Genomic DNA, 13,900 nt, shown 5'->3' on the forward strand with positions numbered 1-13,900 from the left:
ATATCACAGAACTCACTATATTGGAAGTTCCGAAAAAGTATCATCCATTTGCATCATCTGTAAGGGGCATAGGGATTGCTAAAATCGTACCCATTCTGCTCTACCTCCCAAGTCATCGAATCATACGACAACTAAGCAGAATAAAAACAACTTGTGATACTAAGCTGCGTTATAACAGCACTGAACACATCTTCTTTGAAAGCTACGCTCAAGCATTGAACGAAAATTCTTCCATTCGTTCAAATATATCGAAATATATTATTAGCACTGTGATTAAAACATCTTACTTTTTTGGGGTTTTTTCTTGTTTTCTTGATTATTTTTCCCGGCTATAATCTTCCACAACGTCCTAATCGGACCTATTGTGTGAACAAACATCCAAAACAAACATTGACAACTAATAATGTTTCTACTTTTAAATTGCTTGCCTGTTATCTTTTTAATGCACAGTTCACTCACCTCATTTATAGCTCTAACATAAACCTCAATTAGAGCGAGCAGGAGAAGAAACATGCCGTATCTACTAGTAAGTCCTGTCCAGATTAACAGAATAATGCATGTGATAGGAAATGGCAACCAATTTATCGCAGCTCGAAAGTTTAAAGATGCCGTAATAAATGCTCTCCATTTTATTTTATTGTTCTCTAACTTTTTGCACAAATCTGTAAAGTATTTATATGCATATAACGGGCCGTTAAACCATGTTTCCTGCTGTAACAAATAGACTGGCGTACTATATGCAAAATCAACCTTCTCCAAATATGGGATATGATAAACAGGTATATTTTTTATGCTCAAGACATATCCCAGCACATTATCCTCATTAATGTCCGATTCCGAAAACCCTTCAAAATTATCATACATTTCCCTTGAAAAAACCAAACCATGACCTATCACATAATTAAAATTCAATAGTTTAACAGTTCCTTTTGATCTTATTGTTTTAGGAAGTTCAAAAGCAAACATCCACCTATTCTGCCAAAGAATAGCACTATTAATTATTCTGCTGTCAGAAGTTCGTTCCGAGTATGAATACTGTTGGAATACTCCGTTATCTAACACCTCAATGTTGTCGATTACATAATCAATTGTTCTAATATCAATAACTGAATCAACATTATATACAAAGCAAATTGTATTGGGTTCAAATTGTTCTATCGCATAATTGAGTTGATGTGCCATCACCCCGGTATTATATGGGTACTCGATTATGTGTATATTCTGTTCGAACTTTTTCCGTTTGATGATCTCTCGCAAGACATTTTTCGTTGTATGCTTCCCGTGTTCCTTCTCAGTAGTAACATAATAAATGTTAATTCCATTCTTTGCAAACCCGCTAAAATTTTGTACTGATTTTTCAATTACATTTACTTCTTCATAAACTGGGATAATAATTGCTACTTTTCCATACCGTTGTTTTTCCCCCGTGTTATTCTGCTTTTCCATCTCCCTGTGGCTGCTCATTGGAACCATGCTGCAGTTAATCCGCTTAAAACCTAGCACAATGCCGATTGCTAAACATGTGCACGTTAAAATATAGACAAAAAAAATTAAAATCACCTCTTTAATATATAGCCATTAGCTCGAGCAAAGAAGCTGCTTTGTACGCTCTCTATGTTAATTTATAGTAAGATTTTGTTATCTTCAGGATCCATAAAAAAGTCTCCTTTAAAGTTTTGTATCGGATTTCTCCCTCCATATGAAATGCACAATAATTTGCATCTTTTGCACAAAAAGCCTGCCATGTTATTCGTCTGTCCATATAACCTCTCTAATCTTTCTTTCCTCTGTTCCCCTTGAAAAATTTCTTCTACGCTGCTTACATGGACATTTCCAAGTACTTCTCTTTGCGTCCAATCTTGTGAACACAGAACAACATTTCCGTTTGCTACAATAGAAATGCGTTCCTCAAGTCTCTTTAATTTGCATCCCGCCAATTTTATATTTGAATTATCATCCAACCTCAGATTATTTTTTACGCTCATATTTCCTGCACGATCTAGATATCCAAAATAATGTATTTTAGTGCCGTTAAACAATTGATTGGTTTTTATTCTTTCTGCATCCAAGTCCATTCCATCATACATAACTTGTATTATCTGCACCGGGATAGCGTTACCTCTTTTTTTATTATAATTTATAAATGCATGAATATTTCCTAATGTGTTATAATAATCTAGTCCTGGCATCAATTTTTTATACTGATGTTCAAAGGCAGAAAAAAAACTGATTCTTAAATCATCAACCAGCTTTTCGTCAACGATCACTCGAGAAATATCTTCATTCAAGCGTGAAGCATTCGTCGACAATTCTACCGGTAAATTTCTCTTTTTTATATATTTTAAAATTTCTACCATTCTTTCATCAAGAAAAGGCTCGTTATTTAGGTATGGTATAATTCTTTCTATATCACCTCTATGCATAGCAGCTTCATCTATTATGCTTTTAATTCTATCAATTGATAGTTCGTGATATCCACCGATTCCTTTCATTGTTGAGACTTTATTATATGGGCATATTGTGCAATAAGCATTGCAAGTTGACTTTGTTTGAATTTCAATATACCGCGGAAATGCTAACTCAATAACCAATTGTTTCTCCCCCATCAATAACAATTTTGGAACCATTAATCATATCGGTTTCATACAAAAAAACTATAGCCCTACAAATGTCTATCAATACGTTCCTATTCTTTATTTCCCTCTTGTTTGGATTCATATCCCCGAAGTAACCAGGTGCAATTATATTAAAACGGTACCCCTTAACACCCTGATATTCATATCCGAGTTGCCTTATGATAGATTCCGCAGCAATCTTGCTAGCAATATATGAATATGTCCCACGATTACATCGTACAGTGAGATTTGATGAAATATATATACAGGCGAATCTTTCCATCGTCTCAGCTTTTAACAGTTGAGAAAGGAACAAGCAAAAATTAACGCAATGAATTGCATTTACCCTTTCAAAGCGATCAATTGAAATGTTTGAAAAGTTTTCTTTAAAATAAATACCTATTGCATCAATCACACATACATCCTTTTTATTACCGACAATCGTTATAACTTTCTCTGCTAAACTGATTACTGACTCCTTTTTAGAAAAATCAACACACAATTTATAATCGGCACCAACTTCTCCAAGTTGGTTGGTGTTACTGTAGGTCGAAACTATGACGCTTGTAGCATATAGCTTCTTTAGATAGGATATTAGCTCTCTACCCAACGTCCCGCTTCCTCCAAGCACCACAAAAACAGGATCGAATCTTATATCGCCCTCTATTTTTTTCTCAGTATGCATTGTTTTTGTCCCTCCTAATTATAGGCTCATAATAGCATGTAATCAGTATTTCTAATATTTCGAACGGTTTCAACTTTTGTGAACTCTGTTTTTAACCACCTTGTTGAGATTACCCCCCAATTAATTCTTTCATAATCATGCATATCCACTGTATTATGTAGGAAATAATCAATGCAGAGCTTCGGAAAATTAACCCCAGCATAAATGCTTAGAATCACGCCACCGCCGAACCTTGGATTGATATCCGTGCAAACAAACTCGTTTTCATCTTCATCAAATATGTATTGTATATTTATTGGTCCTTCTAACTCTAATACCTCACAGATTCTCCTGGTCCTTTTTATCAATTCATCACGCTTTTCAAGAGCAGAAATTAAGCATTCTCCAGCTCTATGCTTAATTCGTTTTCGTGGCAAACAAACTATTGCCACCCCATTACAGCAAAAAGCGTCGACTGTATATTCGTCGCCGGTTAAAAATTTCATGATTAGCTTATCTGGCTCATAATAAGCCTCTAACTGCTTATCATCTTGCACTACTTTAACGCCAAAACTTCCAGATCCAAAATCCGGTTTTAATATCACTGGATACCTAAAAACGTCATCTCGTTGGTAATATTTTGCTATTCCTGTTATTTTTTTGCACTTTAATTCTTCACAAACCGCCCTCTTGCTAAATGCTTTTTTTGTTCCCTCACTCATTCCACAAGCTAATTTTATTCCTTCCTGTTCAAACGACTTCCAGTTATCAACTAATATAAGCATATCATTTTCAAGCCAAGGTATTAGCAAATCAATATTCCACTCCTTGCATAAGGACAATACTTCCTTGACATCTATTTTGCTCTGAATGACTCTTGACTTATAACTCTTAAATACAACCATACATGGATCTAAATTATCGTAGCAAGCAATATGGATATTACACAAGCTTTTGAACTCGTTAATCAACTCAATCCGTCTTGTTGGATTGAGGAATAACACATTCGGCTTATTAGAGATTACTTTTTGCTCAATAAATGCCAATAGCTCTTCAACATTGCAATTACGATAAACCTTTATGCATCGCCAGTTTTTTAGTTTATTATACTGAAACGTGCATGGTTTGAATTGCTTGCCTGCTATTAATGATAGCCAATCACTAAACCTACTTACCCGAATATGAGTATTGATAGCCTGCCAGTCAATTGAGCTTTCCTCAAAGTTTCCTTCCTTATTTATAGGCATTAGGATCAAATTGCACGCTGCTTTTGCTTTTACTGAAAAGTTCATCACTTCTTGAATATCTTTTATCGAAAATGTTCGCTTTTCTTTTTTTATATACTCACTCCACTCATGATGTTGATAATGATTCTTGCGCTCATTAGAATAAAATAATTCCATCATTTCAGGTACGTAATTTACAATATCTTTACAAATATTCGCTGAAATTGGATAGCCAATTATATCTCCGGTGTTACAGTTTAAAAAGGTTTTATCGTTTGACATATAGCGAACCTTTTTGTTTCTTAGTAACTGTAACAATAATGTTGTTTTGCCTGCCCCTTTATCCCCGACAATTAAGACACCTGTGTCTTCTACCGCTATGCTTGCAGCATGTAGTTCTACAAACTGATTCTCTATGAGGTAGCAATATAGTATGTCCCTAATAATTCTCATCGGAATATAATTTCGATGCTCGTCGTTTTTTTCTAAATAGATGTGTATAATATCGCCTTCAATCGATAAAATATGCCCAATTTTGTCATAAACTATCCAAACTTTTTGACCAACCCTATATACGTATGCCTTCTGATCATAATGGATCCATATTTCCTCTCCAGAGCTACTTTGGAAAATTCTTCTTTCTGACTCGAAAAGATTTCCTTCCGTGACAATTATTGTTTTGATCATTTGACTATTTTCAATCTCAAAACATCCACATTGCACACTGTAATAAGGGTCAAAATATTCCCTAATAAACCCAATTATCTCTTCACTAGCATGAATATCTACATAATTCTTTTCAACTATTAGTTTTACGTTCATTAATCCTTTTCCCTCATTTCCATTTTATTTGGTTTTTCCATGTTAGCGCGGGGCAGTAATCTCGCGGTGCTAACAATCCCTATGGGAAAAAATTCTCTTCATTTCTAGTGTTAGAAAAACTATTGCATCGTCATTATTATTAAAGTGGCGTCCGCCAGGGACCACAAAGCTCTCGCAGACAACCCCCTTACCTCTCAATATTGCCTCCGCCATAGCTGCATCAGCTTTACGATAAATATTATCTAATTCACCAACAAATATAAAAGTCTCTGTTCTATATAATCCTTTTATGAATAGGTTAATGGGTTGGTTCTTAATCATTGATTCGAGGAATTTCTTATTAACACATATGTCATTTAATTTTTTCTTTCCCTTTTGCAAGTATAATAAAGCTACGCCACCATTTGCTTTCATCCCCATATGTAATGTAAATACCGGTCCGATAAAAATGCATTTATCAATAGTATCATCTATATTGCAGTATAGTGCTGCCACCCATGCTCCTAGTGATATCCCAAATAAACTTATCTTAGCTTGATCATCAAAACTTTTAATCCATGTAATTATTTCCGTTAAGTCATCACGCCATTCCAAAATGCTATTGACATCAAAAATCTTTTTCTCACAATGCGAAAATGTAAATGTAACAATTGAGTGTGTTCTAACTACATCATCAAATAAAGGCTTGTATTCCTCATATCGAATTTTTGTGTCTCCAAATCCATGACAGACCACGAGATATTGGCTGGTCTTTTCATTTGATTCATACACTTCTATATCGTATTTTTTAATTAATTCACCATTTTCATAATTCATCATCTAATCCCTCGACAATTCTTAGACATTTTTCTATCTCAAATTTATTTTTATAATCTGCACCATCAAAATAATGCAAGAAACTAAGTGCATACAAACATCGATTTAGGTGTAATTCCTTTCTGTTATATCCTGATAGTGCAAAAATTGCCTCCTCTTCATCTGCGCTCTCCGCTCCGTATAATAATCTCGCATAATCCCAAATGGGATTGCCCCACATTGCTAATTCAAAATCGAATAACACATATCGTCCTTGTCGTTCTCCTACATTGTCCCATCTCACATCTCTGTGGACTAGGGATACTTTTTCAGCTTCCAAATTCCCAATATAATTTTTGAGAATATTTACTTGTTTCGATATATCTGTCTTAAAATAAATCTTGCCAGTGGTTTCCCACTCAGAAAATCTTTCTTGTAGATACTCCTTCCAGTTTATATACTTCTTTTTGCTCCCCAGTTCGTATACCTCCCCATTTCTCTTTGTTGATTCATGAAAGTCTCTCAGCAACAGAATCAATTCAATAATAGACCGTTTTTTGGGTAAAGTGCATCTTTCTAATAATATCGCGTTATCACTCTCATATTTCCCAAGTATTCTGGGGCGATATTCAGGGTTCAAAATATCATAAACCTGTTCTTCAATCTTATATTGAATTTCTGTTTCAAAAAACTTCACAACAATATTGTTTAATGATATCACCTTGTTTCTTGTAAAGAAACTGGATCTGTCTTGGCCCGAACTCAAAGCAAGTTGTTTACAATCTTTAATATATTTTAATCCATTTACCTTCATCATACTATTGGTTGTATATCTCACATTAGCACGAAAGCATAACAAATGTATATCATTCACACCGTCGCCAAGTGTTACTACTTGGTCATATTTATCTAGTTTGACCTCCCTCGATATCGAATCATACTTATTGACACCGGCTGTTTTTATCTCTATATAGTAAAAATCCCGGTTTGTAATAAAATCAAAGAAGCTGTTCAATCTTTTGGCCACTAAATAGTTTGTTATCCAGTTTAATAGCTCTATCTCTTTTTGGGGAACAGCTATCTTAACTTCAAAAATCTTTGAGTTTATTATTTTTTCAGCCTTTTCGATGCTATTGATAAAAACTGTTTTGGCTGGTGTGCAGTAATACACTTCTGCCCCAAAACAAAAAAGTTGCAGTTCGCATATCATAGCAATAATATGCGTTTTTTCTTTCTTATTAAGGTAATAATACTTCTGACCATCTTTGAGGACCAGCACTGCTCCATTTGCTAAAGATACAGCCTCAACGTATTGCCAAAAACCAGGTAATGACATTAGTTTTTTCATTGTTCCCATTTCGCGGCCTGAAGAAATAACTATATCATAAACCTCATGTAATAGCACAAGATTTGCCATTGCAATTTCCAAGTTGAAGTTATCTGTGATACATCCATCAAAATCACTTATTAGTAACTTTCTGCCGCCCATGTTAGATTTCCCCTATTTTACATCAAATCTATTTTCCCATTTTTTATCGCACTATTTTCAATTAGTTTATATATTATAATTGCAAGTGCAACATAAAACAAACATACAGAGAATTCTCGAAACAGCATAATGGGCACCCCCTCTGTTTGTTGGTTTATTACTGCACGCGCAGCTTCAATACCACCAGAAAGCGGAAGAACTCTTCCGATCGTCTTCAGCAGTTTTGGCAGCGTTTCGATAGGATAGTTGACTCCTGCACATATCATTATGAACATATTTACAAAATTGAGCACAGATGTCATATCTCGTATCAAAAGGCCTATATTACCCAAGAAAAGCGAGAAGCCAGAAATTGAGAGCATTGATACAAATGCAACTAATAACAATCTAAGACTTTCAAAAATACTGATATTTACTCCAAAACACACAGCGCCGTACATTACTCCAAGCATTATATTAAATAACCCGTCAACTAAATGCATTATAACTTGTGAGCAGTACCTTGAAAAAATATCCGTTGAACCTGTTATTGTATATTTTAATGTTCCAAATATTCTTTCGTATGTTGCATTGACACCAATGCCAAACAATGAATTGCAGGAACTGAGCATAAATGCATTTCCTACAATCCAATTAGTTGCATTCTCTTTACCAAACAATGAAATAGCAAACAATGAGAAAAAAGCTATTTGAAAAAAAGAGTTAATTATTTTATACAAAAAGTAGGGGACCACGCCGTAATAACTAAATAACGCCTTATAGCTATAATAACTATCGCGAAAGATTCTTTTTATCATTTCGTTTCACGCCGCTCCTTTGCTCTTAGTGTACGCTTCATATCCTAATCTGAGCTTCATTTCGTATCTTGTACTCCACCCATTTAAACATCATAATGTCGATAACGATATAAAAAAGTGCAATTAATGCATAGGTGAGTAAATCCTCCCTATGTAACCCAGATCTATCAATAATTGTATTATTAACGATCTTTATACCCCATGTCATAGGCAAAATCCGACCAAGAAACTGTGCATATTTCGGCAGATAAGTGATTGGAAAAGCCATTCCTGTAATCATAAAAATAGGGTATTCAATGCAATTAATTAGCAACCGAGCATTATCATAAATTGAAAAAATAGGTATGATAAACATTGCGGTAAGAATATATGAAAATAATAATATAGACACACAAAAAAGGATCTCTGGCACGGTGCAGTCGACTGTCATCTCTCTTGACAACAGCAAAACTGTTAAAGTGCTAACTAGAAAGCCTGTTAATCCCGTTATTGTGTTAGGGATTACTTTGCCAAGAATTATATTAAATAGACTTGTGGGGGTTCCTAATAGAGACGCTAGTGTCCTCCCATCTCTTTCTCTTTGTAGATCACACAGGCTTGAAAAACATACTGAACTCCAAAGTGAGATCATTCCACTTCTCAATATAATCGCCAAAGATGACAGTCCATATCCACTCGCGCGGTTTATTAGGTAAAAAAGGGTAGCGAAAAGAATCGGTTGAACAAGAATTGTGTATTTATATGCTGATCTTTCTATGCATTGTTTTATGCTATATGCACTTATTGATAACAGAGCTTTCAATGCTTTTCTCCTTTTTATCTTTTTAATATTTTTATGTACAACTCTTCTATACTTGATCCCTCTGCTAAGTGTCTTGATTTCAATTCTTCTTTACTCCCGATATCTACTAGTCTGCCATTATTGATAAACGCCATTCTGTCGCATAAAATTTCAACATCTTCCATGTAATGAGTTGTTATCATTATTGTAGTTCCTTGCTTATTTAAATTACGAATTAGTTCCCTTAAAAGCGCTGCGCCTATAGGATCAAGGCCAATAGTGGGCTCGTCTAAAAACAGTATTTTGGGAGAATTAACCAAGCCGCGTGCTATCAGCAGTCTTTGCTTCATACCTTTAGAGTATTGCTCAACCCTTTGATCAGCACTTTCATTTAACCCAACCGTCTCTAGTAACTCTTCAATTCGATTTTTTGAGATTTTATAAGGAATCTTATATAAATCAGAAAAGAATTGAAGATTCTCTCGACCCGTCAATCTCCAATACAGTCCCGCTTCTCCTCCAAAAACAAAGTTAATTTCCTTGCGTACTTTTTTTCTTTCCTTGTAACAGTCAAAACCTAACACTTTAGCTTCTCCATAGGAAGGAGCTAATAGAGTCGTCAGAATTTTGATTATTGTCGATTTGCCTGCGCCATTTGGGCCAAGCAATGCAAACACTTCCTGCTCTTTTACCTCAAAGCTTACATCATCTACTGCTTTAATGACCTTCCTGCCAACTTCATAATTTCTACCTATTCCTCGTAATTCAATCGCGTTTTTCCTATTATGATTTATCATCTTTTTTCCTTTCCCAATAACCCTAAATAACATATTTACCTTTTGTATCACTATGATTATGTACGTTTGTATCACTATGATTGCAACTTCACTTGCTCTCTTTAGTTTGGTATAATAATTTTTTTATTGCTTCTTCAACCTCATAATAACTATTTGCGTCAGAACATCCGTGCCCACAATTCTTAATGCAGACATGGCTTATATTGGGTTCATTATATATCACATCTACATTATTCACAGCATCTTCACTTCCGCTTATTATCAGGATGGTTGCCCGCTGTGCGTTCTTTATCAAATCTATCACATCTGGTTCTTCACATTTTCCCCCAAATGTTTTTCTCGGCATTGTCGTCATATACTCAGGAAACCTGTCCAAAATGTTGTTAATTTTTGTCGGTCCAAACAAATTAATATATAGTATTATATCCGACAAATCATACTCGACCATACGAAGGCTTAGATATCCGCCAAAGCTTTCGCCGCATATTACTATATTTTTTTCAAATAGATTTTTATGTTTGCCCCACTCGATAAGTTCCTTAATCTGTTGAAGGATCATTTCATAGCCACATTTACCGTTACTTGCAAAACCCTCCATATATTCTCTTCCATAGCATGTACTACCTATATAATTCGGCGCTATAACGTCAAAACCACTTCTCAGAAAGAAGGAAAACAACTGATTATATTTTCGTCTATTAGCAGCATTGGGTCCTCCGTGGAGCCAAATTGTACTCCCTATTTTAGCGGTTGGAGTCTTATAGACCAGTACCTCCATTTTATAATTGTTTAAGGTTTTTATGGTGATAGCATCTCCGTAATATCCTTTTGTATAGAAGTCACAAGAAACAATCTCTTCCCAACATCCTTCGTAATACCTATAAATTGTTGGCCTTATATTCTCTGATTCAGCAATAATATATAGATATCCTTTATAAGTGAGCATTTTTTCAACGACAGTTGCCCCTTCGGGTAACTTAATCGAATGACTTTTCTTTGTATCTATATTATGACTTAATATGTAATCTTTTACGCCACAGGTTATCTTTATATAAACTACCCCTCCTTTTTCGTCAATACAGTAGTCGTCAACCTCTCCGTCCTGATCAGAATAAACTAATTCTGATTCTCCGTTTAGCGAACACATATTTAAGCCTTGCCTATCAAATCCTTCATTGGTAATATAAAGTATTCTTTCTGCATCCAAAAATTTGGCTCCATAGTTGATGGATTTCTTGTCTTTAGAATTTATTTGTATATGACCAGTTACGGGTGTATACACAAAAATGTCAGAGCAAGAATTTGAATGCATATTTGTGTAGCAATAATTTTTCTTGTTTTTATGCACATCCATGAGTAATAATAATCCATTCTTTTTTGCTGCAAGTCTTGTAATCAGACAATCCTGTATACCAACGCAAGCTATTTCATTATTCTTTACGTCCCATTGATTAGTAGTTAGAAATACATCTCCATCTTGGCTACAAACAATAAATTCATTTAATTGTTTCTTTGCCTCATCAATTAGCATATCACAGTTTCCTGTTTTAAGATCATATCTGTACGCTTTATAATAAAACCTTGACCTTATTTTGCTTAAACAGAAATAAAGATTATCATTATCAGCAATTAATACGTTTATTTTTCCTTGCCTTTCCAACAACATTTTTTCCGTTTTTTGCCCGTGAAATTTCACATACACTCGACTAATGTTGTCTCTCTCTACTGCCCAGAACAATCCATCCTCATTAATTGCAAAAGATGTTATTATTCCTTTACCCATTTTTTTCTCCCCTTAATCTTTCGATTAGTGCATTTAAAACTGCACTGTCTCCATCCAAAAGACCGCGATATGCTGAAAAAACGTTTTCGTTATATAAACTCGAAGCAACATTTTTGAATCTATATGATATGTCCGAAATATCAAACCTGCTTCTTCTGTACTTTTCCATTGTTGTTAAAACAATCTGTAAATCTCTCTTTTGTCCTCTTATGACCTCATAATAGCTTTTATTCATACAGTACCATAGATCATCCATCTCACTCATAGTCGGAAGATATCCACTCTTTAACCCCTCTGAAAATGCAAGTCCATTGGTCAACGCATGATGAACATCCAGCACAAAATCTGTGTAATACTGATTTTTGTATTTAAACAGTCTAAATCGTCTCATAACATTATCGTGTAGCCCAACCGGTTCACAGTCTCTAATGAAAAGCTTTTTTACAAATGGCACATATTCATAATGACCACGTTCAGCAAGCACAATTTCTTCTTCATTTTTAGGATAAAAAATTTCACCACTTCTTGTTACATTGCCTTGCTTTAAACCATATTCATTCAATATTGTTTTAATATCAATCTGCTTACTTACTAACAAATCAGCATCAATCATTTTTCGCATTCCAAGCGAATCTTTTTCAAAAATAATATCTCGAATTCCCTTTATCCATATATGCTGTACTTCTTTTTCCGCTAAAAATGAGTCGATATTTATAATTTCTTGGAGTAAGGTTCGATTCCTTTCCTCATTTATTCTCCAAATTTTTCTCAGAATCTCGCTTAAATTCTGCTCTAAACTTAAAATTGAATAATCATAAAGATAGAGCGTCATCCCCGCAAGTCGAAAGTTAAATATATCCTCTAAATTAGACATCCCTATAGTCATGCCTTCATTAACGCGCAGTACATCTTTTATTATTCTTTTCTCAACTAAAAGGATATTTGACTTATTATCTGTATGTTCCATATCTATCACATCTCTCATTTAAACAAAAGTATTATTATACTTGTACATGTCGATGATAATATTAATAGCTTAGCGGTATAATGCCAGTGGTAGCGTCGGATAAAATCACTCTCTCCATGTTCCCGACTTTAAAGCTAACACCTTATTAGAGTATCTTCCACTATTGGATGAGGAATTGTAGCAAAAGGCTCATCTCACCCATCCATTTTAAGCCGGATGAATGAGACGAGCCTTCTTGTGCAATAATCGTTATGTTCCCATAAACTTTTTATTTCTCTTCGACCATTTTCACTTGTTGGTTGGTCTCTTTGTCACTCACTTCAACCCACTCAGTTTTGTCTGAACACATAATTATCGGCATCATAAATCACCCCCCCTTATTGCGTCCTTTTGATATTATATCACAGTTGTTCCAAAAAATCTACCTTCTGGAACAAAAAATTTTCTCCGAGAGTACAGATTTATAAAGATGTCTCATAATGTTTTTTTAAGGCTCAATTATCTGCACACATTTTTTCTTGTTCTATATACTTCCGATAAAAAGTTGTCGTGGACATAGATAACTTTTGCGCTGCCTGTCTTATTGTCAAGGTGCCCCCCTGCATTCATCGCAGACATTTGTAAAGTTTTCCGGTAGTGTTAATGGCCTTCTGCCAAAGCAAGTACCATTTTTCTTTGCAGCCGCAATCCCCTCTGCTTGACGTTGCTTTATTGATTCCCTTTCTGTTTGCGCCACATAAGATAAAATTTGCAATACCAAGTCTGCTATAAATGTTCCGGTCAAATCGTTGCTTTTCTTCCTGGTATCAAGAAGTGGCATGTCTAAAACGAGAATATTGGCCTTGATTGACTTAGTAATTACACCCCACTGATTTAGTATCTCCTCATAATTCCGCCCTAATCGATCAATACTTTTAATGACCACGAGATCTCCTTCTTTGAGCTTTCTAATCAGCTTTTTATACTTTGGTCGATCAAAGTCTTTCCCACTTTGCTTGTCGATATAAATCTGTTTATCCGCGATGCCAAATTGTTGAAGTGCAATAACCTGCCGAGCTTCATTTTGGTCTCGTGACGAGACACGAATATATCCATATGTCCTCGCGCTTTCCATTCTTTTCTCCTTTCTCAACACAACAAAATCAATATCAGCCACTTTTTTAT

At 34.8% G+C, this 13,900-nt stretch carries 12 protein-coding genes; all 12 read right to left on the reverse strand.

Going from position 1 to position 13,900, the window contains the following annotated elements:
- Positions 1 to 273: 273 nt before the first annotated feature.
- The gene (locus BN98_RS02660; RefSeq protein ID WP_019189874.1) at positions 274 to 1,446 is read right to left on the reverse strand and encodes a glycosyltransferase family 2 protein; all 1,173 of its coding nucleotides are present in this window, start codon (positions 1,444 to 1,446) and stop codon (positions 274 to 276) included.
- 176 nt (positions 1,447 to 1,622) lie between these two features.
- A complete protein-coding gene (locus tag BN98_RS02665; protein ID WP_019189873.1) occupies positions 1,623 to 2,591 on the reverse strand; it encodes a radical SAM/SPASM domain-containing protein in 969 nt (322 codons plus the stop codon).
- On the reverse strand, positions 2,581 to 3,300 hold the full coding sequence (locus BN98_RS02670) for an SDR family NAD(P)-dependent oxidoreductase (protein WP_019189872.1): 720 nt from the start codon (positions 3,298 to 3,300) through the stop codon (positions 2,581 to 2,583). Before BN98_RS02670 ends, BN98_RS02665 begins: the two co-directional genes overlap by 11 nt.
- A 26-nt stretch (positions 3,301 to 3,326) precedes the next feature.
- Positions 3,327 to 5,327: an ATP-grasp domain-containing protein gene (locus tag BN98_RS02675; RefSeq protein WP_019189871.1), complete on the reverse strand. Its 2,001-nt coding sequence runs from the start codon at positions 5,325 to 5,327 to the stop codon at positions 3,327 to 3,329.
- Positions 5,328 to 5,396: 69 nt separating this feature from the next.
- Positions 5,397 to 6,146, reverse strand: coding sequence for an alpha/beta hydrolase (locus BN98_RS02680; RefSeq protein ID WP_019189870.1), 750 nt, complete (start codon positions 6,144 to 6,146; stop codon positions 5,397 to 5,399).
- Positions 6,133 to 7,611 (reverse strand): HAD hydrolase family protein, encoded by a 1,479-nt coding sequence (locus BN98_RS02685; RefSeq protein WP_019189869.1) that lies wholly within the window; start codon positions 7,609 to 7,611, stop codon positions 6,133 to 6,135. Before BN98_RS02685 ends, BN98_RS02680 begins: the two co-directional genes overlap by 14 nt.
- A gap of 17 nt (positions 7,612 to 7,628) precedes the next feature.
- Positions 7,629 to 8,408 (reverse strand): ABC transporter permease, encoded by a 780-nt coding sequence (locus tag BN98_RS02690; RefSeq protein WP_019189868.1) that lies wholly within the window; start codon positions 8,406 to 8,408, stop codon positions 7,629 to 7,631.
- A 37-nt stretch (positions 8,409 to 8,445) separates the two neighbouring features.
- Positions 8,446 to 9,210: an ABC transporter permease gene (locus BN98_RS08735; RefSeq protein WP_019189867.1), complete on the reverse strand. Its 765-nt coding sequence runs from the start codon at positions 9,208 to 9,210 to the stop codon at positions 8,446 to 8,448.
- Positions 9,211 to 9,224: 14 nt separating this feature from the next.
- The gene (locus BN98_RS02700; RefSeq protein WP_019189866.1) at positions 9,225 to 9,986 is read right to left on the reverse strand and encodes an ABC transporter ATP-binding protein; all 762 of its coding nucleotides are present in this window, start codon (positions 9,984 to 9,986) and stop codon (positions 9,225 to 9,227) included.
- Between the two features lie 88 nt (positions 9,987 to 10,074).
- Entirely contained in the window at positions 10,075 to 11,769 is a 1,695-nt protein-coding gene (locus BN98_RS02705) for an alpha/beta hydrolase family protein (RefSeq protein ID WP_019189865.1), read from the reverse strand.
- Positions 11,762 to 12,736: a nucleotidyltransferase family protein gene (locus BN98_RS02710; RefSeq protein ID WP_019189864.1), complete on the reverse strand. Its 975-nt coding sequence runs from the start codon at positions 12,734 to 12,736 to the stop codon at positions 11,762 to 11,764. Before BN98_RS02710 ends, BN98_RS02705 begins: the two co-directional genes overlap by 8 nt.
- Positions 12,737 to 13,322: 586 nt before the next feature.
- The gene (locus BN98_RS02715) at positions 13,323 to 13,850 is read right to left on the reverse strand and encodes a recombinase family protein (RefSeq protein WP_019189862.1); all 528 of its coding nucleotides are present in this window, start codon (positions 13,848 to 13,850) and stop codon (positions 13,323 to 13,325) included.
- Positions 13,851 to 13,900: the final 50 nt, after the last annotated feature.

The organism is Levyella massiliensis, from assembly GCF_000308275.2.
In the GTDB taxonomy this organism is placed as follows: Bacteria; Bacillota; Clostridia; order Tissierellales; family Peptoniphilaceae; genus Murdochiella; species Murdochiella massiliensis_A.

What these genes read in the sequence shown, in the direction of transcription:
- BN98_RS02660 (WP_019189874.1), bottom strand. Translation starts at nt 1,446, where the DNA reads ATGGAAAAGCAGAATAACACGGGGGAAAAACAACGGTATGGAAAAGTA.
- BN98_RS02670 (WP_019189872.1), bottom strand. Translation starts at nt 3,300, where the DNA reads ATGCATACTGAGAAAAAAATAGAGGGCGATATAAGATTCGATCCTGTT.
- BN98_RS02675 (WP_019189871.1), bottom strand. Translation starts at nt 5,327, where the DNA reads ATGAACGTAAAACTAATAGTTGAAAAGAATTATGTAGATATTCATGCT.
- BN98_RS02680 (WP_019189870.1), bottom strand. Translation starts at nt 6,146, where the DNA reads ATGATGAATTATGAAAATGGTGAATTAATTAAAAAATACGATATAGAA.
- BN98_RS02685 (WP_019189869.1), bottom strand. Translation starts at nt 7,611, where the DNA reads ATGGGCGGCAGAAAGTTACTAATAAGTGATTTTGATGGATGTATCACA.
- BN98_RS02690 (WP_019189868.1), bottom strand. Translation starts at nt 8,408, where the DNA reads ATGATAAAAAGAATCTTTCGCGATAGTTATTATAGCTATAAGGCGTTA.
- BN98_RS02700 (WP_019189866.1), bottom strand. Translation starts at nt 9,986, where the DNA reads ATGATAAATCATAATAGGAAAAACGCGATTGAATTACGAGGAATAGGT.
- BN98_RS02705 (WP_019189865.1), bottom strand. Translation starts at nt 11,769, where the DNA reads ATGGGTAAAGGAATAATAACATCTTTTGCAATTAATGAGGATGGATTG.
- BN98_RS02710 (WP_019189864.1), bottom strand. Translation starts at nt 12,736, where the DNA reads ATGGAACATACAGATAATAAGTCAAATATCCTTTTAGTTGAGAAAAGA.
- BN98_RS02715 (WP_019189862.1), bottom strand. Translation starts at nt 13,850, where the DNA reads ATGGAAAGCGCGAGGACATATGGATATATTCGTGTCTCGTCACGAGAC.